The sequence below is a fragment of the Methylomonas sp. LW13 genome (assembly GCF_016865255.1).
In the GTDB taxonomy this organism is placed as follows: domain Bacteria; phylum Pseudomonadota; class Gammaproteobacteria; order Methylococcales; family Methylomonadaceae; genus Methylomonas.
Window position 1 is genome coordinate 3,353,213 of the sequence record NZ_CP033381.1, and the last position, 23,295, is coordinate 3,376,507.

At 51.0% G+C, this 23,295-nt stretch carries 29 protein-coding genes; 16 read left to right on the plus strand and 13 right to left on the minus strand.

Annotation, left to right across the window (positions count from 1 at the left end):
* Positions 1–209: 209 nt before the first annotated feature.
* From queD to JL719_RS15115, 4 genes are read right to left on the minus strand one after another with little or no spacing between them, the layout of a single operon-like run.
* On the minus strand, positions 210–569 hold the full coding sequence (gene queD, locus JL719_RS15100; RefSeq protein ID WP_033159490.1) for a 6-carboxytetrahydropterin synthase QueD: 360 nt from the start codon (positions 567–569) through the stop codon (positions 210–212).
* Positions 570–618: 49 nt separating this feature from the next.
* Positions 619–1,284 carry a 7-carboxy-7-deazaguanine synthase gene (gene queE, locus JL719_RS15105; protein ID WP_033159491.1) on the minus strand — a complete coding sequence of 222 codons (666 nt, stop codon included), beginning with the start codon at positions 1,282–1,284 and terminating at the stop codon, positions 619–621.
* Position 1,285: 1 nt separating this feature from the next.
* Positions 1,286–1,948, minus strand: a complete 663-nt coding sequence (queC, locus tag JL719_RS15110) for a 7-cyano-7-deazaguanine synthase QueC (protein ID WP_033159492.1) — start codon at positions 1,946–1,948, stop codon at positions 1,286–1,288.
* On the minus strand, positions 1,948–2,238 hold the full coding sequence (locus JL719_RS15115) for a hypothetical protein (protein ID WP_033159493.1): 291 nt from the start codon (positions 2,236–2,238) through the stop codon (positions 1,948–1,950). The genes queC and JL719_RS15115 overlap by 1 nt, the downstream gene beginning before the upstream one ends.
* Before the next feature lie 140 nt (positions 2,239–2,378).
* On the opposite strand from JL719_RS15115, the gene JL719_RS15120 reads away from it, so the two are divergent.
* The 3 genes from JL719_RS15120 to JL719_RS15130 all read left to right on the plus strand — a co-directional run bounded on the left by JL719_RS15120 (position 2,379) and on the right by JL719_RS15130 (position 5,550).
* Complete coding sequence (locus tag JL719_RS15120; protein ID WP_033159494.1) at positions 2,379–3,122, plus strand: hypothetical protein; 744 nt, start codon at positions 2,379–2,381, stop codon at positions 3,120–3,122.
* A 1-nt stretch (position 3,123) separates the two neighbouring features.
* Positions 3,124–4,209, plus strand: coding sequence for a tetratricopeptide repeat protein (locus JL719_RS15125; protein ID WP_033159495.1), 1,086 nt, complete (start codon positions 3,124–3,126; stop codon positions 4,207–4,209).
* A gap of 123 nt (positions 4,210–4,332) precedes the next feature.
* On the plus strand, positions 4,333–5,550 hold the full coding sequence (locus tag JL719_RS15130; RefSeq protein ID WP_051670545.1) for an NYN domain-containing protein: 1,218 nt from the start codon (positions 4,333–4,335) through the stop codon (positions 5,548–5,550).
* Positions 5,551–5,783: 233 nt separating this feature from the next.
* On the opposite strand, the gene JL719_RS15135 is transcribed toward JL719_RS15130, so the two are convergent.
* From JL719_RS15135 to JL719_RS24300, 4 genes are all read right to left on the minus strand, one after another.
* Complete coding sequence (locus JL719_RS15135; protein ID WP_033159496.1) at positions 5,784–6,281, minus strand: GNAT family N-acetyltransferase; 498 nt, start codon at positions 6,279–6,281, stop codon at positions 5,784–5,786.
* Positions 6,278–6,568 carry a type II toxin-antitoxin system TacA family antitoxin gene (locus JL719_RS15140; protein ID WP_033159497.1) on the minus strand — a complete coding sequence of 97 codons (291 nt, stop codon included), beginning with the start codon at positions 6,566–6,568 and terminating at the stop codon, positions 6,278–6,280. The genes JL719_RS15135 and JL719_RS15140 overlap by 4 nt, the downstream gene beginning before the upstream one ends.
* A gap of 124 nt (positions 6,569–6,692) precedes the next feature.
* Positions 6,693–7,337, minus strand: a complete 645-nt coding sequence (locus JL719_RS15145; protein WP_051670546.1) for a hypothetical protein — start codon at positions 7,335–7,337, stop codon at positions 6,693–6,695.
* Between the two features lie 244 nt (positions 7,338–7,581).
* On the minus strand, positions 7,582–7,713 hold the full coding sequence (locus JL719_RS24300) for a hypothetical protein (RefSeq protein WP_256438876.1): 132 nt from the start codon (positions 7,711–7,713) through the stop codon (positions 7,582–7,584).
* Here JL719_RS24300 and JL719_RS15150 point away from each other — a divergent pair.
* From JL719_RS15150 to JL719_RS15190, 9 genes are all read left to right on the plus strand, one after another.
* Positions 7,712–8,143, plus strand: coding sequence for a single-stranded DNA-binding protein (locus JL719_RS15150; RefSeq protein WP_033159498.1), 432 nt, complete (start codon positions 7,712–7,714; stop codon positions 8,141–8,143). The genes JL719_RS24300 and JL719_RS15150 overlap by 2 nt on opposite strands.
* A gap of 142 nt (positions 8,144–8,285) precedes the next feature.
* On the plus strand, positions 8,286–9,332 hold the full coding sequence (gene bet, locus JL719_RS15155) for a phage recombination protein Bet (RefSeq protein ID WP_033159499.1): 1,047 nt from the start codon (positions 8,286–8,288) through the stop codon (positions 9,330–9,332).
* Positions 9,333–9,507: 175 nt separating this feature from the next.
* Positions 9,508–9,843: a hypothetical protein gene (locus JL719_RS15160; RefSeq protein ID WP_033159500.1), complete on the plus strand. Its 336-nt coding sequence runs from the start codon at positions 9,508–9,510 to the stop codon at positions 9,841–9,843.
* A complete protein-coding gene (locus JL719_RS15165) occupies positions 9,840–10,841 on the plus strand; it encodes a YqaJ viral recombinase family nuclease (protein ID WP_033159501.1) in 1,002 nt (333 codons plus the stop codon). The genes JL719_RS15160 and JL719_RS15165 overlap by 4 nt, the downstream gene beginning before the upstream one ends.
* Positions 10,842–11,190: 349 nt before the next feature.
* Positions 11,191–11,403, plus strand: a complete 213-nt coding sequence (locus JL719_RS15170) for a hypothetical protein (protein WP_026600258.1) — start codon at positions 11,191–11,193, stop codon at positions 11,401–11,403.
* A gap of 107 nt (positions 11,404–11,510) precedes the next feature.
* Positions 11,511–12,452 carry an AAA family ATPase gene (locus JL719_RS15175; protein ID WP_033159502.1) on the plus strand — a complete coding sequence of 314 codons (942 nt, stop codon included), beginning with the start codon at positions 11,511–11,513 and terminating at the stop codon, positions 12,450–12,452.
* A gap of 2 nt (positions 12,453–12,454) precedes the next feature.
* Positions 12,455–13,216 carry a hypothetical protein gene (locus JL719_RS15180; protein ID WP_033159503.1) on the plus strand — a complete coding sequence of 254 codons (762 nt, stop codon included), beginning with the start codon at positions 12,455–12,457 and terminating at the stop codon, positions 13,214–13,216.
* A gap of 122 nt (positions 13,217–13,338) precedes the next feature.
* Positions 13,339–14,547 (plus strand): DUF3150 domain-containing protein, encoded by a 1,209-nt coding sequence (locus JL719_RS15185; protein ID WP_033155170.1) that lies wholly within the window; start codon positions 13,339–13,341, stop codon positions 14,545–14,547.
* A gap of 84 nt (positions 14,548–14,631) precedes the next feature.
* The gene (locus JL719_RS15190) at positions 14,632–16,455 is read left to right on the plus strand and encodes a VWA domain-containing protein (protein ID WP_033155731.1); all 1,824 of its coding nucleotides are present in this window, start codon (positions 14,632–14,634) and stop codon (positions 16,453–16,455) included.
* Positions 16,456–16,474: 19 nt separating this feature from the next.
* Here the strand turns inward: JL719_RS15190 and JL719_RS15195 are convergent, their stop codons facing one another.
* Positions 16,475–16,801, minus strand: coding sequence for a type II toxin-antitoxin system PemK/MazF family toxin (locus JL719_RS15195; RefSeq protein ID WP_033155171.1), 327 nt, complete (start codon positions 16,799–16,801; stop codon positions 16,475–16,477).
* Positions 16,798–17,055: an AbrB/MazE/SpoVT family DNA-binding domain-containing protein gene (locus tag JL719_RS15200; RefSeq protein WP_033155172.1), complete on the minus strand. Its 258-nt coding sequence runs from the start codon at positions 17,053–17,055 to the stop codon at positions 16,798–16,800. The genes JL719_RS15195 and JL719_RS15200 overlap by 4 nt, the downstream gene beginning before the upstream one ends.
* A 331-nt stretch (positions 17,056–17,386) precedes the next feature.
* On the opposite strand from JL719_RS15200, the gene JL719_RS15205 reads away from it, so the two are divergent.
* On the plus strand, positions 17,387–17,920 hold the full coding sequence (locus JL719_RS15205) for a hypothetical protein (protein ID WP_033155173.1): 534 nt from the start codon (positions 17,387–17,389) through the stop codon (positions 17,918–17,920).
* Here the strand turns inward: JL719_RS15205 and JL719_RS15210 are convergent.
* Positions 17,898–18,272, minus strand: coding sequence for a hypothetical protein (locus JL719_RS15210; protein WP_033155174.1), 375 nt, complete (start codon positions 18,270–18,272; stop codon positions 17,898–17,900). The genes JL719_RS15205 and JL719_RS15210 overlap by 23 nt on opposite strands.
* A 165-nt stretch (positions 18,273–18,437) precedes the next feature.
* On the opposite strand from JL719_RS15210, the gene JL719_RS15215 reads away from it, so the two are divergent.
* From JL719_RS15215 to JL719_RS15225, 3 genes are all read left to right on the plus strand, one after another.
* Positions 18,438–19,100 carry a hypothetical protein gene (locus tag JL719_RS15215; protein WP_033155175.1) on the plus strand — a complete coding sequence of 221 codons (663 nt, stop codon included), beginning with the start codon at positions 18,438–18,440 and terminating at the stop codon, positions 19,098–19,100.
* Between the two features lie 149 nt (positions 19,101–19,249).
* The gene (locus JL719_RS15220) at positions 19,250–19,747 is read left to right on the plus strand and encodes a hypothetical protein (RefSeq protein ID WP_033155176.1); all 498 of its coding nucleotides are present in this window, start codon (positions 19,250–19,252) and stop codon (positions 19,745–19,747) included.
* Between the two features lie 335 nt (positions 19,748–20,082).
* Entirely contained in the window at positions 20,083–21,198 is a 1,116-nt protein-coding gene (locus JL719_RS15225; RefSeq protein WP_033155177.1) for a Fic family protein, read from the plus strand.
* Positions 21,199–21,201: 3 nt separating this feature from the next.
* On the opposite strand, the gene JL719_RS15230 is transcribed toward JL719_RS15225, so the two are convergent.
* Complete coding sequence (locus tag JL719_RS15230) at positions 21,202–22,380, minus strand: tyrosine-type recombinase/integrase (RefSeq protein WP_201798996.1); 1,179 nt, start codon at positions 22,378–22,380, stop codon at positions 21,202–21,204.
* A gap of 305 nt (positions 22,381–22,685) precedes the next feature.
* Positions 22,686–23,192, minus strand: a complete 507-nt coding sequence (locus tag JL719_RS15235) for a DUF4410 domain-containing protein (protein ID WP_033155179.1) — start codon at positions 23,190–23,192, stop codon at positions 22,686–22,688.
* Positions 23,193–23,295 lie beyond the last annotated feature (103 nt).

The following is a 23,295-nucleotide window of genomic DNA, read 5'->3' on the forward strand; positions in this document are numbered from 1 at the left end:
CATTCCTTCTTGCAAATCTGCTGTCCACATGTTTTAGTGACGAACTAGAAATTAGCCGATTATATAGAGTTACGCATACGAGGCACAATTAACGTTAGAAATGTTCTCGTTCGATCTCGCTCAATTCAATCGGTTTTACGCTCATTCCATCACATTCTCGATATTTAACATCTCGCTATTTTAATGCGTGGCGATGTATTGCTAAGCGCTTAATCGTTACCTCTATAGATACAACCTGAAGTGCAAGTTTCCTTGATTTCTAAGCATCCCAGTTCGGGTAGCTTCGGTTTAAGTTTTTGCCAAATCCATCTTGCTATGTTTTCACTGGTAGGATTTTCCAGGCCTTCAATTTCGTTCAGGTAATAATGGTCCAGTTGATTAATGATTGGTTTAACAATTGATTTAATGTCTGCAAAGTCCATGACCCAGCCACTGGTTTCGCCAACATTTCCGCTTACAACGATACGCACATGGAAAGAATGTCCGTGCAGTCTGCCACATTTATGTCCTTCCGGTACATTGGGCAATAAATGAGCTGATTCAAAACTAAAGTCTTTATAGATTTCCATTAACTAATGAATTTAAGTGTTTTTAGATTGGTATTGATGTGAATAACGATTATGCGATATCGATCAATTTATGAGTTTGCAAATTCAATCGCCATTTCGGATGCTCTAGGCAGTATTGAATTGTTTGTTGAGTAACAGCATCTTGTTGAAGATTGCCAGTCTTCTTTGAGTTTGGGGTAGCCATTGGTGTCAAATAAAAATAATCGGCTTTGATGTGATTGAATAGCTCAGGTATTGCATCGAGTTGAGGGAAAACCAGTTTCAACTCGTTGCATTCAGTCACAACGATTTTAGATTGCCCCTTAGGGCTGATACAGACCCAATCGATTCCAGGCGGCAGAGGCAATGTACCATTGGTTTCTATCGCTACTTCAAATCCATGCGTATGGAACGCTTCTATCAGGTGTTCGTCTAGTTGCAGTAACGGCTCGCCGCCCGTGCATACTACATAAGGCTGACCGCCATTTTTCTTCGGCCAAAGTTCGTAAACTTTTTGAGCCACAGCATCGGGCGTATCGTAAACACCTCCGTTCTCTCCGTCAGTACCGATGAAATCGGTATCACAGAAATTACAGACCGATTCAGCACGATTTTCTTCTTTGCCACTCCAAAGATTACATTTGCTAAAGCGGCAGAAGACTGCGGGCCGACCGCTTTGAGCCCCTTCACCTTGCAAGGTATAAAAGATTTCCTTGATTTTATAAGGCTTAGGCATCTTAGTAAGCGAGAGGGTCTATCGCACCATTGTTGGAAAAGGCTTCTAGACGTTCGACACAGGAACCGCATTTACCACATGCTTTTGTCCGACCGTTGTAGCAGGTCCAGGTTTGGCTGTAGTCCAGTCCCATTCTCAATCCGTCAGCCAGAATCTGGCCCTTGTTTTGATTTAAATAAGGAGTGGTAATTTCGACCGGATGGTAATTGGCGATCTTTGCTACCGCATTCATCTTCTCTACAAATTCGGGTCGGCAGTCTGGATAAATGGCATGATCGCCCGAATGAGCCCCGAAATAGACTTTATCCGCGCCTTTCGAGACGGCGTAACCGATTGCTAGTGACAACATGATCATATTACGGTTCGGCACGACCGTTGCTTTCATACTTTCTTCGGCATAATGACCTTCCGGTACATCGATATCGGAAGTCAGAGCCGAACCTTGTAATAGATGATTAATTGCCGAAATATCCACTACTTCATGTTCAAGGTTTAATCTCTTGCAAACTGCACGGGCAAACTCAATCTCTTTAACATGGCGTTGGCCGTAGTTAAAGGTCAATGGAAACACGTCGAAGCCGTTTTGTAAGGCCTTGTGCAACACAGTAAATGAATCCATACCGCCTGAGTAGATGACGACAACTTTTTTGTTTTGCAAAATCATTATTTGTTTTGTTCTTTGAGCCGAACTTTTTGGCTGAAATAGAAAGTGAAGAAAGCAATCAAGAAGTCAATCCCTGCCTGTCCCAACATTCCAATGATCGTTTGCAGCGACGAATATTTTTCCGTGTAAACATACAAACTGATATTGGCTAGGCCAAAGGCGATCCAGGCCATGACGCTTACGCCATCCGCAGATTGCTCACGTAATATTTTTACCAGTTGAGCCAAGCAAGCTAATGGAAATATAACAGCGGGAATCCAGCCAGAAAGCTGTATGAGCGAAGGAGTCATGTTTTGAGTGATCAACTAAATAGAGTTTGATTCTACAACATGGGCGAACTTTAAGTGTTAAGAACGGAAGGCTAAAAATCGAACGATCACTGGCTAACGCATATAAAATGGCCGTTTAATTCAGTTTGACCTTTGTGCTAATGCCAGACACCACATACAAACAAGCGACCGGCTTGATCCGCGAAGCCGAGAAAATCAGCAATCTGCCAGTCCGTGTGACGTGGGACGATACACTACAGGTGGGCGCCGTCCTGCATTTGAGCGAAGCGCAATGGTCTAAACAGTTGCGGATTTCCGTCAAACCGAGCAGGCCGGACATTCCCTATTTGGTTGGCGTGCAGTGCGCGTTAGCGGTTCGTTTTTACACACAACGCGAACAAAGGCATTTAACCGCTTCGCAAGCCAGCCGCGACAAAGCTCTCAGTGAATTTCGCGAACTGGGTTATGCGCCCGAGATGGCGAAGTCTCTGGCGGAGAATTTATTGGCGCAACTGGGCAGCCAGATTCGCAGTGCTGCACCGTTGATCAAACTGTCGGCGCAGATATTCAGAGACTATCCGGAGCTACGCGACAGTCAGTTGACACATTTTCTTTTGGAAAAAGAAGACGGCGAACGATCATTAGGCATCGATGCTGAGAAGTTTCCGGAATGGATATTACGCAGTCATCAAGCCATCAACGGCGCTAACGCGTTGGCCGCCGATTATTTGTTCGATCGTACCGATTTTTTTGCGCCGTTCAAGCAAGCCGGTTTTGAAGCTATTTGTACTGGATTGGTAGGCGACATCACCGACAGCAAAGCGGATGTATCCGATACCGATCTGGTCAATGCTTGGTTGAGCCGCTTGGATTTGAACGACCGTTTTGAATGGATGACACCCTGATATGCAAACACCCAGTACCGTTTTTATCAAAATCGCCGATTACGATTTGTCGGGCTTGCCGGAAACCTGCCGTGACCCGAATGCACCCGGTTTCGCGGATACGTTGATTCGACATGTTTCCGACGAATACGCCGCTGATGGGATGTTTGCCAAAGTCAGCATCGAACAGGATACCTTGATCATTGCTGAAGACCTGGAAGCCAAGGCCAAGTCAGACGAAGGTCTAGATGCATTGCAGCGCGGGGTTTATGCCACGGGCAAAGCCATTTTCGAAGCCTTGCTATTCGAGCACCCGAATAATGCGATTGTGCTGTACAACTTAGGCATGGTCTACAGCGACGAAGGTAACCTGGACAAAGCTATTGAGTTATTATCGACCTTGATTCGCCTCAAACCGGATTACGCCCATGGCTGGGTAGCGTTGGCTGTGGCGTACATGCGGAACAATCAAATCATCGAAGCCGATCAATCCGCACAAAAGGCGGTGCAGTTAGCGCCGAACGATCAATACGCACTGCGCACTGCTGGCTATATTGCATCGAAACTGAATGAACCCGAAGCGGCCGCCTTACTGGAAAATGCGGTTAGAGCCGCCCCTAACGATCCCATCGCGTTATTGGCGCTGGCGGAAAATCTAATGGTTACCCATAAAGACGAGGCCATCAAAAAGCGCCTGTCGGCTCTTTTGACGCAGGTCATCGATGTCGCGCCGGGCTCCAAAGCGGCCGAGCGCGCGGAAGAAATCTTGCGAAATCTCGCTTACGACAAATTTCGCCAAACCGGAGCGCTCAATCCGCAAGCCGTTGAGTACTGCCTGCATGCGCTACGGACGTTTCAGGGGATGTCTCATCAAGAAGTGGCGGGTGTGGCCTTGGAAACCGCCGCATTAGGCCAAGGTGGCTTGGATGTGAATAACCCCAATAAAACCTATCAGCTACGCGCAGTTCCCGGCAACTACACCGGCCTGCAGGTGGTTTGCTTCATGTATGTTGCTCTGGAACAAGTCGCGCCAGGTCAGGATATCGGGTTTGATCTCAAGGCGGAATATGAAGAGGCGCTACGAATGTTTAAATCCAGCAATCGTTGATGGAGATTGTCTGATTTTAATAGGGACCATCACATTTATTGGATTTCAAATGTTGCTTCATTCCCTAACGCCGCATTACAGCGTGGGAATAAAGTGAACCGAATTTGGATACACCGCATCCTCATGACACATCAAAAAAACAATCGTATTGCGGTGTTCGTAGACGCCGAAAATGTCACGAACTGGATCAAACACGGCGGCGTCAGAATACTGATGGAAGAGCTGAATCAGTTTGGACAGATCATTATCCGTCGCGCATACGGTGTTTGGAGCAAACCGAATTTGGCCATGCACCAGGCAGCGATCAATCAATCCGGGTTCGAGCTTATCCATTGTTATCATCCTGTGACGGGCAAAAACACAGCGGACATTCAGATGACGCTGGATATCATCGAATGCGCATGGGAACTACCGAACATTACCTGCTTTGTGCTGGTCACAGGCGACTCAGACTTTACACCAGTCTTTCGCCGACTTCGGGAAATGGACAAGGATGTGATTGGCGTTGGCCAGCATTCTACCTTGAGCGAATGCGTGAAGACGTCTTGCACTCGGTTCATTTATACGGACGATGTCATTAACACGTTGATCGGCAATGAGGCTTCGCCACAGGAGTCCCTACCTCCGCAGCCATTACCGAATTCCCAACCAACCCTTACGCTGGCACAGGCCAATGAGTTGGTCATTGCCCACTTGAAGGCATCGCCTATACCGATCAATATCGGACAAATCAAGAGTTCTCTCAAGCAGACTGCGGCCGACTTCGACGAAAAACATTTCGGATTTAAAACGTTCACGGATTACCTAACTGCAAACGACGCCATCGAAATCAGCAAAATCGGCACGGTTAATTTCGCCAGTTTAGCGAAGCCTGCCCAGTCGATCGAAACAGCCAAAGTCGTCGCAACCGCGGAAGCCTACAAAGCCCTACTGAAAAAATACAATGCACTGCCGGACAATGCCGACACGCTGAAAAAAATTTACAAACATGCCGTGGCCTTGAAGGATGTTTATCCTGATCCGGCACAATTCAGAGTGGCTTTATTTGATGTGTGCCATCAGGCTGATCCGAGCATCACAAAAACGACCGTGAACAAGGCATTTTCCTATTTTATCGTCATGGGACTGGTTCATACCGAAAAGGCTAAAGGTGGTATCGATTCCGTGCGGGTGAAAAAAATGACACTCAAGGACTTTTTATTGAAATCCGACAAGTTGGTCATCGCCAAACTTCTGGAGCTCGGAAAGACCCATGCGTTGGACTTGAAAGCCAAGGAAGTCAAGAAAATCACGCTGTCAACGATCAGTAAAGACAGCATCAAAAAATTGATTGGGGAATAAGACACGATAAACCGGATGGATCAGGCACAACTCGTGCGTAAATGCCCCCCTTAAATGCAGCTTTTGCTACCATCGGCCACTGATGAAGAAATAGCCATGCAGGAACTGAAAGCGTTGTTAAAACCTCGCATTGCAACTGGAACATGGCAATGTCGTCAGCGCGTCCAATCACTCTATCCTTGTGGAAATCTTGCCATCGCCACTTGATGGGGTTAATACGCATAGTTTCGACGTTATGCTTCGAGAGAACGGCGTAAATCCTTGATGAGACGGTAAAGGTGGAATGGGTCAGTCGGTGAGGGGACAAAACCAAACCGCTCGTAGAACTGTTTAGCGGGCTCGTCCTTGGCGTGAACAGCAAAAGCACGAATACCGCCAATGTCGGCAGCCTGCAATGTCCGTAGCATGGCGTCTTTTAATAGGCCGGAACCAATGCGGCCTTGCCATGGGGTACTTACAGCCAACCGTGCTAACAACATGACGGGAACAGGGTGACGGGCTAAGCCTTTGGTCAAGCGCTCCGGCGCATCGCCAAAGGCGACTTCGCCCACTACCAGGCTGAAGAAGCCGATGACCTCCTGGTCATGCAGACCGATATAGGTTTGCGAAGCGTTGGCTTGCTGATTGCCTAGCGCATAGCGAATAAGAAAGCGATCAAGTTCGTCGCGCCCACAGGTAAAGCTATCAACGGGATGATCGCGCCGTAGCTTCTCAATCCGAAACCCCGTCATTCGGTCGTCGGCAGATCAAAGGGACTCGGCTCGCGGAACAAACGCTGAATCTGGGGCACAACTTGCGGCGGTGCATCGAGTGCGGCCATGAAATGTTCCCATTGCTCTGCATTAAGTTCAAAGCGTTGTCGCTCGCTAAGCGTTTCGGCGGCGCGTGATAAGGCACTCGCCAATACAAACTGACTGACGGAGCAATGGGCTGCTTGTGCCGCCGCGCTCAAGGTTTGCTTTGCTTCGGGCGATAATCGCAGGTCAAGTTTGGTGGTGCGTGTCGATTGAGTAGCCATAATACCTCCTTTGGGCATGGAAAAGCAGTATAGCCGCCAGACTTTGTCATGACAATAATAAGCTAAACGGTTTACGCAGGATCGACGCGGTAACGAACTCCCTATTTTTTACCCAGTGGTTGAGTCAAATGTGGCTATCACCCTTCTGTGAATCATGATCAAAAGTGGATTCCGGCTCCACATTCAATCCTGATTCCAGTCTAGCAATCCTTAAGTCCTCCCCATGTCCCTGCTCATGCGCCGCCTGATGCGCATGTCGTTCCATCGTCACTATTTTATTGGCCAGTCGCTGTAATCGCTGCTGCCACTGATAACGGGCCTCGATGCAATGTTTGTTGGAGATGATCTGGCATAGCCACAAGGTATCCATCACGATCATCAATTGATCCAATAAACGAATCAACTCGACGAATTGCGCAATCTGCGGCGAGGCAATCTTCGCAACGAATTCCCTGGGATGCGTGTAGGTGGGCGTTTCAGTGATGCCATTGTCGGCTTTGAGTTTTTCCAGACGCATCTTTTCCTGCTGCAGCTGCTCCGCGCATTCGGCAATCATCTGACTGACGAGACTCTCGATTTCATCGACCGTTTCCTCCCGGCCGATGATGCGCAGGATCACGTCGATCGCGTACAAGGACACCATCAGCCGGTGATAGCTATTGCGAATCACGCGAATGGCTTGTTCGCTGTTGATGCTAAACGTACGCTCAAATATCGGGCGACTGATCGTGTGTCGTTTGCTTTTGGGTTGAACCGGACTTTCTGCCATGTCAGCACCTGTTTGGGAGGATTAAAGATCGCCCAATCATACGGTGTCTGTTTCTCATGCCTGTTCGCGAAAGCTCGATAATTGTCGAGCTTTCGCGAACGACTCTTCGAAAAAATCTGCTCCAATGGCATCACAGTTCATGAGGTGTTTTATCTCGTCATGATCCGACTTCGGTCGGCGTTCCGTCTTTAGGCGGCGGCGGTGGTTTCTCATCGGCGTGTCAGGTGCGTCAAGCCTGATGTGATTATTGATTGTGTTTACCCTGCCGGGCGTATCGATTCCCCGCAGGGATTCGGCGCTCCGGCATACCCATCGCCGCGCCGTTGGGTATTGTTATCGTTGAGTCGGGCGCGGCCGACAGGAGAAATGTCATCATGGCCAATCGCGGCGTGAACAAAGTCATCTTGCTAGGCCGGCTCGGCGCCGATCCGGAGGTTCGCTACATGCCAAACAACGGCGGCAAAGTTGTCGCCGTTCGCTTAGCCACCAGCGAAGTCTGGAACGATCCCAAAAACGGCAAACAGGAGCGGACCGAATGGCATCGGGTGGTGTTTTTCAAAAAACTCGCCGATACCGCCGAGCAGTATTTGCATAAAGGCAGTCAGATCTACATCGAAGGCCGTTTGCGCACCCAGCAATGGGGCCAAGCGAATGACAAACGGTACCGTACCGAAATCACCGCCTTTGAATTGCAGATGCTGGATCGCCCTGCCCCATCAACATCTGGAAATGGTTCATCAACATCAAACTCAGCACCCGAGGACTCTGATTGGGATGACGACTACAGTGATATGCCCAACCATTAAACCGCGGAGCGCCGATTACTGGCGTTCGTTGCTTTAAGTTTTCATCACCGATCCTTTTCAGGCTTCGGTATTTCAACCCCAAGGGGAATTCCATTCCCCGGCGGGCAATGGCGTTCCCTTTTTTTATTGAAGGAGACTCACCATGAGCCAAAACAACCGTAATACCTTACCCAAAACCCGTGACCTGCCGATGCCGGCTGTTGTGCAACAAAGTTATGGCCTGTCGGAGCAGTCCTGGAAAGTGCTGACGGAAGTCACCTTTCCCACCGCGAAATCCCCGGAAGCCATTCTGATGGCGCTGGATTATTGCAAGGCTCGCAAACTCGACATCTTCAAAAAGCCGGTGCATATCGTGCCGATGTGGAGTGCGGCATTGGGCCGCAATGTCGAGACCGTCTGGCCGTCCATCATGGAAATCCAGACCACCGCGTCCCGAACTGGTGTTTGGGCTGGCATGGATAGACCCGTATGGGGTCCTGATGTCACCAAAACCTTTACCGGGCGCTACAAGGACGACAACGAGCAATGGCAGGAGTCCAGTGTCACCGTGACCTTTCCCGAATGGGTCGCCGTGACCGTGTACCGGATCGTCGGCGGTAAACGCTGCGCCTTTACCGAGGAAGTCTACTGGCTGGAGGCTTATAGCACGGCCGGCGGTAAAAACTCGCAAGTGCCCACCGCGATGTGGATCAAACGCCCCAAGGGGCAATTGGCCAAATGCGGTAAAGCGGCGTCTTTGCGTACTGCCTTTCCAGAGGAATGCGGCTATGCCGCCGAGGAAATGGATGGCAAAACGCTTGATGACATCGCCGACGGTAACGTGATCGATGGCAGTGCTACGCTTGTGCATGCAGCCGAGGTTGGCAGTGAAGATCAGGTTTGTGGGGACGATGATGCAAACCGCGTCATCGATCTGTCGCAAATCCATCCCAAGGTACAAAAAGCCGTGGCGGAATTAGTTCGTCGCACTACGGCAGCCGGTGCCTGGAAAGCGGCTTACGACTATGCCAATCAGAAGTTCAAAGGCATGGATCTGACGTTTGCCTTGGCCGAGTTGGATAAGGTATCGGAGGTTGAACCCAGGACCACACGGGCATTGGGTCAAACTGAAGCTACCGTCATGCCGCCATTGACACCGAAGGAGATGGCCATGAATCATGCGCGTCAGACTTTGGGTGCCAACCGTTAGTCATATCGCTGGACAGGGCTTTTCCGTTGCTTAATCAGGCTATCGGCTAGGACATTTTCAATCGGGCGTCTGCTGATTTTCAGCATCCGTCACTTCAACCACAACCCATTCAGGGCGTCATGACTCGCCCGTGTGGGGATTCATGACGCTCTGGATTTTTTAATAAGGAGAGATCATGAATGCAATCGATCAATCATTGAACCGCGTGCCCTGTCATACCGACTGGCAGCGTTACGATTCACCGACGGTAATTCGCCGGCATGGCCGCGGCTTTTTAGAGCGTAACTTTAAACCGGGCGTAGTCGTGGCAGAGGTCGACAAACCCTCCAAAGCGGAATTACACAATTTGGTGGAAAGCTTTGGTGGCTTGGTGTTGCCGACCACGGATGCCGTGTTGTTGCTATTTGCCGATTTCCATTGGGCCAAGCGCTGTGAACAGCATTTAACCCAACGCGGCGTGCCTTCGTTGCGGTTAGGCTGTCACATTCAGTTGCCGGATGCCTGGCAATGAACGTCATCGACGTTTCGCAACGTTCCGCCGCATGGCGGCACTGGCGTTCACAAGGTGTCAGTGCCAGCGAAGCGGCCGTCATCATGAATCGTTCGCCGTACAAAAGCCCTTGGCGCCTCTGGGCAGAAAAGATCGGCCTGGTTCTGGAAGCCAGCCTGGACAACAACCCGTTGATCCGCGCCGGCATTCAGCAAGAGCCCGAGGCCTTGCAACGCTTCGAGGACAAACACGAGTTGATGTTGTTACCGTTATGCGGCGAGTCGGAACAGTATCCCTTGATGCGAGCTTCGTTCGACGGCTTGTCCGACGCAAATGAGCCCGTCGAAATCAAATGTCCGCATGAGACCACGTTCTTGGATGTGCTGTTGAATCGGGAAGTATCAGCGGCCTATCAGTTGTATTGGTGCCAGGTGCAACAGCAGCTGCTGGTCGCTGAAGCCGAGCGCGGCTTTTTGTTTTTCTACCACCAAGGCCAGGACGTCGAGTTCGAGATTCAGCGCGATGAGACCTTTCTCACCGAGCTGATCGAGTCCGCGATGGCTTTCTGGTCGGCGGTCAAATCGAAAAAGGAACCGAGCAAGGATCCAGAACGCGATTTGTACTTACCCAAAGGTGATGCAGAGCAGCAATGGCAACAGCTGGCGGCGAGTTATCGCAATAGTGCCGTAAAAATCGCTGATTTGAAAGCGGAGTTAAAAACCTTGGAGGATAGTCAAGCGGCCATTGAAAACACGTTGGTGTTGCTGATGGGCGAATACCTGGCCGCGGAGCATTCCGGGTTGCGCATCAGTCGGTTTCAAAGCCAGGGTGCTATCGATTACAAGGCGGCACTCCAGGCCTTGCAACCGGATGTTCTGGCATCGGCGCTTGAAGTCTATCGAAAACCGTCTGCCACGCGAGTCCGCGTGACCTGCCGGGACGACGACGGTAAACATGCCGAAGTGCCGTTCGATGCGCAGGCTTTGAAAGACCTGGTGGACATGGACTTTTGGTTTTGAGTCTTGATGGTTCGTTTCACGACATCCTGTAACCCTGGTGGTTACGGGATGTTCATTGATTGACGTCAGCCGGTCAAGACAGTTGACGCCTGACAACGGATCGAATCATTTCGTTATGGCCTGTCGGTTTTAGGCTGGGCTTTTAAAAAAGTCCAACCCAAAACCCGCATCGTTCAGGTATTCCTTTCATGGAATCCCGAATCCGGTTGCGACCGGCGTTCCGTTGTTAAGCGGCATGAGCGTTTGCCTCGTGTGCCAGGTGCGTCAAGCCTGGTGTTTTTGTTTGTCCCGTTGGGGTTCATCACCCTTGCGGGATGGTGCCCCCTTTTCACTTTTGAAGGAGGTCATTATGAATCACGACTTTTGGAAAACCTTGCATGGCTGGTTGAACGTTGCGCATAGCGACGACATCCAGGCCAAAAAGCGTTTGCTGCTGGAAATGCATCGTCAAATCTCGGACCCCGGTTTAAGAAGCGACATTCAGCGCATCCTGCGTTTGATGGATCGGGAGCTGTTGGCCCGCGCCGAATGGGCGATGTACTGCGTAATGCAGTTACGTTAATTTTTTCTCCCCTGGTTTACCAGGGTTTTAATCACCCGCTGGGGCTCATTACCCCTCGGGGCCGGTGCGCCCCTTGTCATTTGAGGCTAGTCCTCGAGGAGCTCACCATGTACCAACAATATTCCATTGCTAACACCTTCGGCATTCAGGCCCCGGCTTCCATGAAAGTGGAAGGTTTTAGCCCGGCCAATAACCCGTATGTGCCGGCTATCAAGCCCTATGTGTTTCGCAAGGATCACTTGCGGGATGTGTTGGCGTTTTTGGGCGCACACAATGGCGATGGTTTATACCTGACCGGGCCGACCGGTTCCGGCAAAACCTCGTTGTTGGAGCAAGTCGCGGCGCGTCTCAATTGGGGCGTGCATTCGGTCACCGGTCACGGCCGACTGGAGCTCAACGATCTGCTCGGTCAGTACATGCTAATCGACGGCGGTGCGATGAAGTGGATCGACGGCCCCTTGACCTTGGCGGTACGTCTGGGCCATGTGCTGTTGATTAACGAAATCGATGCAATCGATCCCGCAGAGCTGATTGGCCTGAATGAAATCGTCGAAGGCAAACCGTTGACGATTCCGCAGACCGGCGACGTGATTGCCCCGCATTCCAAGTTTCGTTTGGTGGCCACCGGCAATAGTGCCGGCAGTGGCGACCAGTCGGGTTTGTACCAAGGGGTGTTGCGGCAAAACCTGGCCTTCCTGGATCGGTTTAGGTTGATGGAAGTCGGTTACCCCGAGCCTGAAGACGAAATGAAGCTGTTGGCCGATGTGGTGCCGACCATGCCGGAATCTGTACGGGAAAGCATGATCAAAGTGGCCAATCAGATTCGTAAAGTCTTTATTGGCGGTGCGGATGGCAACGGCATGTTGTCGGTGACCTTATCGACGCGCGGTTTGGTGCGCTGGGCAACCTTGGTGGCGACCTTCAAAAGTGCCCCAAATGCCCTCGCCTATTCGCTGGATCGTGCCTTGACTTTCCGTGCAGAACCCGCCGAACGCGAAGCGATTCATCGCATCGCCAAGGATGTGTTCGGTGACGATTGGGCTGTGTAGCTATGATAGCCTGGAGTTTATACCGTCATCGTAATACAGACGGCAGTTCCAAAGACTGGGCGGTCCGAAGCAATTCGGATGGCAGTATCACCACCCGCTGGGGCAAAACGGCCAATCGATTACCGGGCGTCAGTAATCGTTATGGGATTCAGCAACGCGATATCGAACGGCAAAAACAGGCCAAGGGCTATGAATGGGTTGGTTTGGTGGATATTGATGTGAACGGCAACGTACGGTTTCCGGACACGTCCTCGACGATCGCTCCATCCGTTCCAGAGGCAACCACCATCCCGTCTCCGCCCGTCAGGGTCGACAAGCTGTATTGGCATGTCGATTGTCGCGCCGGTCAGGCGACCTTGCTCGACATGAGGCTCGCCTTGCGACGTTGGTTGGGCGACCTGGAGGCCTGGTCTCAGGCTCAAGGACTTGCCGTAAGCGACTGGTCCGGTTGGCAACGGCTGATCGACGCCAGTCTGGGCGAGGAAGCCTTCGATCTCAGCGGTCAAATCCACCTCGAGCACGGGGTGTTGCCTTGGCTGTGGTTGATGGCCTTGAAGCAGGCCGCCTTTCCTGGCGTCTCGGTCGGAATTGCCACCGAAAGCGGCCGCGACGTGTCGGCAGAGCTGAAAGCCGAAACCGAAGTCCTGGCGCTATTCGAGATCGACATCGAGGCCATAAGGCCGTTGGCGGAAAGTTTGGGGCTATTGAAACCCCGACTTGATCTGGCGTTGGCCATGGCCGATCAAACCGATCACTGGTTTTGATCAGCTGAGGTTCCGACCATTGATTCCTGCAGCGAACTGTTCTCTGCAGTTTTTTAACACTCACCCGGAAGGGGCCATTTGCCCCCATGGGGTCAGTGTGCCTTCTTCCCTAGGAGGTTCACATGACACAAACCCAACTCATTTTAGATCAAGTAGTCTTGGTCAAAGTCGACGCCACGATTTACGGCGCGCGCAAAAAACTCAACAAAGAAGATCTGGTACTGGCCGACGGTAGCAAGTTGCCGCCGGAGGATTTGGCCAGTTTAGGCTCGAAGCGCTTGCTCGATCCGGACCGTCTCTCGGTGTTCAACCGCCTGAAAAAGGAAGCCGAACGCATTTGTTTACGCGTCGGCACCCGCTTTCTGGGCGGTTTCATCGTACCGGTCGCGGCAGCACCACAAGTCACGGTGGAACTGGATCGAATCGCTGGGGATTTTGCTCAGGCACGGGCCGAGTTTTTGGATGGCTACGATACTGCGGTACAAGACTGGATGGTCAAACATCCGGAATTCGCCGGCATCATCGAAAAAGCCATTGACTCGGTGGCCTTGGTCGCCACCCGCTTGACCTTTGATTATCTGGTGGTGTCGGTGGCCTTACCCGAACAGTTGCCAAAAGTGGAGGTCGAACGCCTGGAAAGCAAAATCGGTTCGTTGAGCGAGCAGATGTTCCATGAAATTGCGGTGGACGCCAACTTGCTGGTCGAACAATCGTTGCTCGGCAAGGAACAAGTCACCCGCAACGCGCTCAGGCCGATCAAACGCATCCGCGACAAACTCGATGGCTTGAGTTTTTTGGATCATCGCGTAGCGCCGGTGGTAACCACCATTGACGACTTGCTCGGCAAAATTCCGACTCGGGGCTCAATCGAAGGCGGTTTGCTGCAGGAAATTCTCGCCATGGCGATGTTGCTGGCCGATCCGGATAAAACTCGGCGGCACGGAGAAGGATTGTTGGCGGCGCAAGCGCCTACACCGGAGCTAGAGACCGATGCTGACGTTGATGTCGAAGAAATCGTCGATCCAACGGAACCCGAGTCATCCGAATTGCCAGCATCACCAACACCCGTCATCCCTGTCATTGCAGAGACCGTTTCGAGCGATCCGGATTTTACGGATCTGTTTGATGGCATCTTTGACGATGAGCTCGAAGCAGAATCGTCATCCGATGACTGGGCTTTAGAAGTCTTGCTGGATAAACGCCAGTCCGATTTGGTAACCGGTCACGATGCCGATCAAGCCAATGATTTGGAGAACTCAGCGGAACCGGCAACGGTGACGGCGGGAGACGATGAGGAGGCGGACGATTCCGACCAGGATTACTGGTTCTGATCTGACGCCATTTAACTATTCACCCACTGGGGCAAAGTCATGTCCCGCTGGGGCCATGGTTTGCCCCGTATTTTGGAGCACACCATGAAAAATAGAACCTTACACAACGCATTTCCCATCGTTGCGGCCGCCATTGGCAATCGCTTTGGCGTCAAAGTCAGTGTCGGTGGCAATCAGGCTTATACCGATGGGAAATCGATTCAGTTGCCGGCTTATGACGGCGACGATCAGGATTATCAGGATATCGCCTGGGGACTGTTAGCCCACGAGGCGGCGCATATTCGCTATTCGGATTTTACGCTTCGCTATGGCAGTTCGGTCTTACGTCGGAGGCTTTGCAATGCGATTGAAGATGTCCGAATCGAGTATGAACTGGCCAAAGACTTTCCGGGGACTCGACTGACGATACGCACGGTCATCGAAAAGATGATTGCCAAAGGCGACTTTGTCGCCAGCCGTATCGACGACCATCCGGCCAATATTCTGTACAGCTATGTCTTGAAAAGCTTGCGTGCCAGGGTATTGGGTCAGTCGGCGTTACAGCCGTTGGTCGAGGAAACCGAAATCGCATTGAAGGCAACGTTTCCCATCGGCGCGGTAACGCGACTGAAAGGCTTGCTGTCCGAAGTTCCGGAGAGCTTGCAATCGGAGAGCGATTGTTTGCAGTTGACCGATCGCATCCTGACCATGATTGAACAGGAGTTCGAACAACAACGGCAACGCAATCAGGCCCAGCCATCGGCAGATGAGGAAACCACTCCTCCTAAACCGGATGAGACCTATCAGGATGCTGAATCAGCCGAATCAAATGATACGGAAGGCCCGGATTCCGAGGATGACACGAAGTCCAATGAACGCTTACCCAACGACACTGATGACGAATCGTCTTCAGAATCCGATGGTAACGATGCATTGAATCCGGCAGATCCTGACAATGAACCAACAACATACTCCAATAGCGCTTTATACACTCCGCAATGTGATGATGAAGAGACCACGGAGATTCGGGACCCTATCGACGTCTTGAAAACCTTGTTGTCCGCTGAAGACGGTGACATCGAGCGGGATTTATTCGAATCGCTGAAATCGGCTTTGTCGTTGGCGGCCGAAGACGTATCGGAATTGCTGATGCCGAGCGGCCACGAGCCGCCCATGGATGAGCGGGCTGGTGCGTTTTTGCTGCGTAAGGTGCAAAGCGAATCGGGAAAAATCCGCGCCGCGTTGCAAGGCCTGGTGCAATCGCAAACCCTGAACCGCTCGCAACACGCCTGTCGTGGGCGACGGCTGGATGGTAAGCGTTTGCATCGACTGCCGCTGGGCGAAACCAAGCTGTTTCAACGCAAGCAGTCCAAGGCGGCACCCAATACGGCCATCCATCTGCTACTCGATAAGTCGGAAAGCATGGGTTATCAAGTCACCGATAGCCAGGGTCAGCCGATAGGATCGCGAATGCCGATTGCATTGGAAGCCACTTTGGCGCTGGCCTTGGCCTTTGAAGGGATTCCGGGAGTCAATCCTGGCGTCACTGCGTTTCCAGGCCATCACGATGATTCGGTTTTTCGTCTGATTGAGCATGGCCAACGTGTGAATGCCAGAACTGGTGCCTTCTCTTTGTCGGCTACCGGCAGTACGCCGATGACCGAAGCGATTTGGTTTGGTGCGGCGTCACTGCTGCGTTGCCGGGAACCGCGCAAGGTATTGATGGTAATGACCGATGGTCAACCCAATGATACCCTGAGCACACTGGAGCTGTTGCAGCGCTGCCGCGATAGCGGTATTGAAACCGTCGGTGTGGGGTTGGGACTGGATGTCAGTCATCTATTCCCGATTGCCATCACCATCAACGAACTTCAAGAGCTGAGAGCGCAATTGTTCGAACTCTCGAAATCGTTGTTGTTGGCGGCTTAAATACTGAAGGAAACCTCGCTTACTCGAACAAGGTCGATAGTCGTGCCAGCACGTCATCCATGATGGCGTCCGGTACGCTATCGACCCATCGAGCTTGGCGAGCCGCCAAATCGAGGATACGCGGTTGGTCGCAGCGAATCACACCGGTGGTTTTGATTCCCGTCAACGGAACCGCAAATCCCAGGCGCCGCGCGAAATCACCGCCCGTGGTGATCGGTAATACCACCGGCAGTTTGGTGACCTGATTGAATTCATCCGGGGACACGATGACCACCGGCCGGCTGCCTTTTTGTTCATGGCCTGCGGTCGGATCGAGTGAAACCAAATAGATGTCGCCGCGCTTCATAGCAGTTCGTTACCCACCGCCGGCGTATCGATCCATTCGCGCTCTTCTTCGGACAGTGGTGCGGAATAGTCTGAATTGGCCAGTAATTCGGCCAGGGTGTAATGCGGCTTCGGAGATGGCTCTACGACCAAACGGCCGTGATCGATAACCAAGCCTACCGTCGCGCCGGCTTGCAAGTGTAATTGTTCCAACAATGCCGGAGGCACCGCCAACATGATTGAGCCGCCGACTTTACGTAGATTGGTAGTGTGCATAGCATCGCTCCGGGGATAATTGTTATACAAAAATATAACATAAAATCCCTCTCCACAGGTCGGTTTTTCCGATGGCTCGACTTCTCAAGTCCAGCCATCGGAAAAACAGGCACTTCATGCGTTCTGTCCAGAACGCTGAATCCGACTTCGGTCGGCGTTCCGTCTTTAGGCGGCGAGCAAGGTGTTCCCTTGATCGTGTCGGGTACGTCAAGCCCGATGTAAATCGCAGTGGTGCTACCCACTGAAAATCAAAACCCGCTTCGGGCGACCATCGCCCGGCCGGGCGCTGTTCATTCGAAGTGTTTTCTTAAATTTTCAAAGGAGAACTTCAATGAACTTTATTTTCGGCGTCATCCTTTTGGCGATGTTTATCCTTGCCTTGCGAGTCCTTTGGGCAACGGCGTTGCAACTGCTGAGCGCATTGCAACACGCAGCTCAAACGTTTCACCGCTATCGTGTGCAGCGTTTGGCTCGTAACCGGCTACCGGTAGTCATGCCCCAAATCCGTCATGAGGTGGATTGGTTGGCCATGTCCGATTCCGTGCGCCAGGAAATTCAGACACGTAATCACGCTGTCAATCGTGAGGCTGTACGACTGGAGGCACAATTACAGGCCAAGTTAAAAACCATCGAGATCTATGAAGCGAATATTCAAATCGCCAAACTGGAGCGGGAGTTGTTGAAAATCAAACCGGTGATCGACAGTCCAGAGCCTGAAGTCAAAAAAACTCGGCGCTCGAAAAAGCAGTCGGTTGCCGTCACTGAAACTACAACCCAGAACACGAAACATCCGGTTTCTCAGCTACGGGCTGCATTGAAAGGCAACGATTTATCGACGCCGGTCAGTGAGTCTGTCCGCCATTGAATACCGCAAGCGTCGCGCCGTTTTTTGTCATTACGGTGCGTACTGGCTTAGCCAAGTCAACCTTGGGTTCGTCGAAGCGAAAGCCATCCGGCAACAGCGATTGGAGATCCTCAAAGGTTTCCCGTCGCAATTGCCGGACATTGCTCAACAACGTCCAGGCTCGCTTCGGATCGTCGATATTTTGCAACACATCGGCTTCCGCGGCATCCAACTTCGTCAAAATTGTTTTGCAAAGATTTAACGCATTCAGTCTGGGATCGAGTGGTATTGCCATCGGTTTTCGTACTGGTTGCGTACTCTCGGTCTGCTTAAGACTGAGGAAATCAAAAATGCGCAAAATATCGTCAAACATGGCTATTTCTCTGCTATTTGATGAGTTTTAGTCACCATATACCGATTTTTGCGCGAATTCAACCCCGCTGTGTGAGCCAGATTTAGGCTTAATTCAGCGTTTTTAACCCTGCAGGAACCTCATCCTGTCGGGTGGTCGTTCCTGCATTTTTTGGAGGAGATGACCATGAAAACAATCAACCAACCTAGCGTTGGCACAACCCCTGCCGAAAACAGCACGGTTCGGTATCTGAATCAGTACCGGTGTCCCTACTGCCAAACCGAATGGGAGGATGAATGGGATTGCGCCTGTAACGATCGCTGCCCGGACTGCAACAAGGAAATCGAGCCTTATGAAAGCGCATTGATCGAGGGTGAATCGGCGGAAACCGAGTCCCCAGTCGAAGAACCCGCGTCAGCCAATGTCACGGCGGCGGCTATGAATCGGTTCTTCGTAGTCTCCTACGAAATCGACTATATGCACCGCGTTTCGGTGGGTATCACTGCGGAGAGTCACGAAGCGGCACAACTGATTGCCGAGCAGGCATTCAATGACGCCACGATTTGGGATGACACCGCTGCTATGCCGTTATTGTCCGATGAATTTCATGAATCGGAGGGTGAAAGCCTGGTCTGGGAGTGCGTTGCGGTTGAACAATGGCCAGACCCGGATCATTCGGTACGGCAATTGAAGCAGGAACAAGCAGCCATGCGGGTTTGCCGGGGATTGGTCGAAGCCTATCAACAAGGTGAAGCCAGTGGCGGCAGTATCGATTGGGACGACTTGGATCCATTAATCCCTCTGGCCTTACAAGCCTTGGGGAAACCTGCATTGGAAATTCAATCCTAAAACTTCGCGCGGTCTTTAAGCGCGCAATTTGCAAAAGCCCGAGGTAGCCACGTCATTTGATTTGGCACTCATTTTTTCCACCCACACGGGAATGTCCTATTCCCGCTGGGGAATCGTGATGTTTCCGTTTTTTCCTTGAGGACAACATCATGAAACAAATCTTTGAACACACCTTCGGCACGGGGCATTGCATCCAATATCAGCGTTTGCCGTCGGGCACCTGTTATCACGCCGATACACCGGAACCGGTGGTCGAGTTGCTGGAACAGCTTCGCCATAGCCGACGCAAAATCAGGTTGTATTACGGCGACACCCAAACAGGTCAGTCCTGGCTCGATGAGAATGATGTCATCGGCTGGATCGGCCGCTCGACCGGCACGATTAAAGTGCCACTTTTGATCGAACCGGGTGACATCGGTGGTCCGGCATTGCTGGATCATTGCATCGTCCGTATCGACAGCCCACGCCAAGTGCTTTACCAACACGATGAATTTCGTGTTGGAGAGGTGGAACTGGTCAGAGGTGAGCTTAACCGCTTGCCTTGGGAAATCTGGATCGACGGAGCCGTGCATGCCCGGTTCAAGGGGAAAATCGAAGCCCGGCAGTATCAGGACTTCATAGAAGGCAAACGATTTGCGTTGATCTGACGCGTCGTTTTCACTTTTGACGCTCGGTTAAGCCGAGTTTTTTCAAGATCCCCTGCGGGATGATTCAATCCCGCTGGGATTGAATCGGTCGCGAGGGGGTCTTTGGAGTACACCATGACAGACCCATTTCAACATTACCCCGTATCCTCTGCAGTCCACGCCAGATAAGGCGGTAACACTGGTAATACCAGAAATCTCACTTCACTATAACTTCAACAGTTACAGCGCTCGGGTTTGCTCAGAGTGGCACTACAGTCTTTAGTGATGTTTAAACAGGTCTTTTATAGATCATAAAGTGCTATATTTGTGATCTATGAAATCGTTTTGTATTAATCATGCTCTGGAATTGGCAACTGGCCGATTGGCCGCACTTAACCTATAACGCGTCGCAGCTGGACGATTTTGAAAAGCGCTTATTGCTTGGCGCCGGCGTATCATTCGGCGCGGTGAAGCATTTATCCGAAGACGACAGACGACAGTTGACTATCGAACTGATCAGCAATGAAGCCCTAAAAACGTCAGCTATTGAAGGTGAATATCTGAACCGGGACAGCCTGCAATCTTCCATTTGCCGCCAATTCGGTTTAATCACCGATCATCGAAAAGTCCCGCCGGCCGAGCAAGGCATAGCGGAAGTTATGGTCGATCTGTACCAACACTTCGCAACGCCTATGACTCACGAGCAACTATATCAATGGCATTCCTGGATTACCGCCGGTCGCAACGATCTACTGGATGTAGGACGTTATCGAAGCCACGAAGACCCAATGCAAATTGTCTCCGGTCCCATTTACGCGCCCAAAGTGCATTTCGAAGCGCCGCCGTCCTGCCAGATGGCACGAGAGATGGATCAGTTCATTGACTGGTTCAATTGCACGGCACCCGACGGAAACACACCTTTGCCTGCATTACAACGTGCCGGGATTGCCCATCTTTATTTCGTTAGCATCCACCCGTTCGAGGACGGCAACGGTCGCATCGGTCGGGCGATTGCCGAAAAGGCGTTGGCCCAATGCCTGGGGCAACCAACATTAATCGCGCTGGCATTTACCATCGAACGGCACCGCAATGCATACTACACTGCCTTGGAAATGGCCAACAAGCAAATCGACGTGACTGATTGGCTGGTGTATTTCGCCGAATTGGTGATGGCCGCTCAGGAATACACCCATCAATGGATCGATTTTTTAATTCAAAAAACCAAGCTCTACGACCGCGTACGCGGACAACTGAATCCGCGTCAGGAAAAAGCCTTGGCCAGAATGTTTCGGGAAGGTCCAGATGGCTTTACTGGTGGACTCAGCGCGGACAAATATCGAAGTATTACGGGAACTCCTTCAGCAACGGCCACTCGTGATCTGCAGGATCTAGTCGCCAAGGGAGCATTGATTCGAACAGGCGAACGGAAACATACGCGCTACTATTTGAATTTAACCGAGCCACTGCCTTAAATTCTAATAAGCCTGCTCGCAATACCTGGCCCAATCGGCCATAAGCTGCGATCGCTTTTCCATCAAATCCCCTCGGCGATACGCGGCCTCCGCCTGATTTTTAATCGTGTGGGCTAATGCCATTTCAACTACTTCACTGGGATAATGGGTAGTTTCAGCGGCCCAATCCCTAAAACTAGATCGAAATCCATGAACCGTCAGTTCCGGGAGGCCCATGCGTTTTAATAGTTGCAGCATGGCCATATTAGACAAACCTCTTTTTAATCCAGGAAACACAAATTCATTAGTTTTGAGTAGACTCATCTCCTGAACGATAGCCATTGCGCGAGGTGGCAAGGGTACTCGATGAGGTTTTTTGGCTTTCATCCGTTCAACGGGAATTGTCCATGTCTGACTGATCACATCTATTTCATCCCAAGTTGCGCCGATGGATTCATTGGTTCGGGCGGCGGTAAGGATCGTAAATTCCAGACATCGCGCGGCTACACCCTGTTGATTTTTTAGCTTTACAATAAATTCCTTTATATCCGTGTAAGGCAATGCAGCGTGATGCTCGACGTTTTGAACTTTGGATGGTTTAGGTAAAATCTTGTCGAGATGACCACGCCATCGAGCTGGATTTTCGCCTTCACGATATTTGCTTACAGTCGCCCAATCCAGCACCGTCTCGATGCGACCTCGTAATCTGCTGGCCGTTTCATTTTTGGACGTCCAGATTCCTTCAAGACATTTAACAACCAATGCCGTATCGACTTCCGTGACCGGGAGTTTGCCAATGGTTGGATATGCGTACTGTTCTAGGGTATTGGACCATTGCTGAGCATGCTTAGGATTTTTCCAGCCATGGCGATTAATCTCAATGTAAGCGGCGGCACATTCTGCAAATGTCATTGATTTGGCGACGGACAAGTGAAGCTCGCGTTCAATTTTCCGTTTTTCCACCAGAGGATTCAGACCTTGTTTGAGCAGCTTTCGGTATTCAGATGCTTGCTCCCTGGCTGCTTCCAGCGAAATATCGCCAAAACTACCCAGACCAATCTCGGTAGCCTTTTTATTCCTGACAAATTTGAAAATCCAGCTTTTTGAAAGTGTCGGACTAACCTGTAGGTAAAGACCTCCACCATCACTGTGATAACCGGGAGTTTTGATTGTCACAACCTTGCGTGCGTTCAGCTTATTCAAAATCCGACTCATAAATCCGACTCATAAATCCTACCCTACTTCCTACCCTACTTTCGGCATCGGATTGGAGTATATTTTATCGAACCAAGCTGGACAATAATTTTATAACTTATCGTTTTTTAACAAAAATTTAGGACAATAAAAAACAATATCGGACTCTTGTTAGGCGGACTAGCTCTCCGCCATATTCTAAAAGGCCTTGTTAATCAAGGCCTTTTTTGTTTTAGAGGCTAAGACAAGCAAAATTTGCTGCAAAAGCGCCCTGCGTGGATACAAAACCCTATCAACTAACCAAGCGGAAATGTTTATTTCCCGTCGATTGTAGCCTGCTCAACAATATGCTTTGACGCTTCTTCCAGCAAAATTAGCGTCGACGTTTCCTCGCCGCCTAAATTTCTGAAAGCCTCGTATTGGGTGCCGGGCGCAAATTCCAATCCGGTAAAACGCTCGGCACCATCGTAATCGACCAACAGTTTGCCGTTTTTTGTATATTTGGCGTTGTAGACCAACGATCCCCTGCCCGCGCCGAAACCTACCGTCAATCGTAATGCGGCATTACCCGGATCAAATGCCGAAATCGCCACATCCAGCTGCGTAGCATTCTCGTCGGTAACAAGATTAAATCCCGCAGTTAATAAAGAAGCCTGAATATAACGCTTGAGTTTATCGACAATCTCCGCGTTCTCGCCACTTACATCAAGCTTAATGTCCTTCCCGTAACTCGAAACACTTTCCGACGATAGTGTTTTCAGTTGGTGAGTCGAACACGCGGTTAAGATCAATAGCGATAGAATCAAAGACAGTAATTGCACATTTACCTCAGTTTTTAAAATCCGTATTGCGTTGGCTCGATACAATCGAGGATTCGTTGAATATAGCCCCCTCGATTCCGTCAACGCTTCATTGAGGCCTATT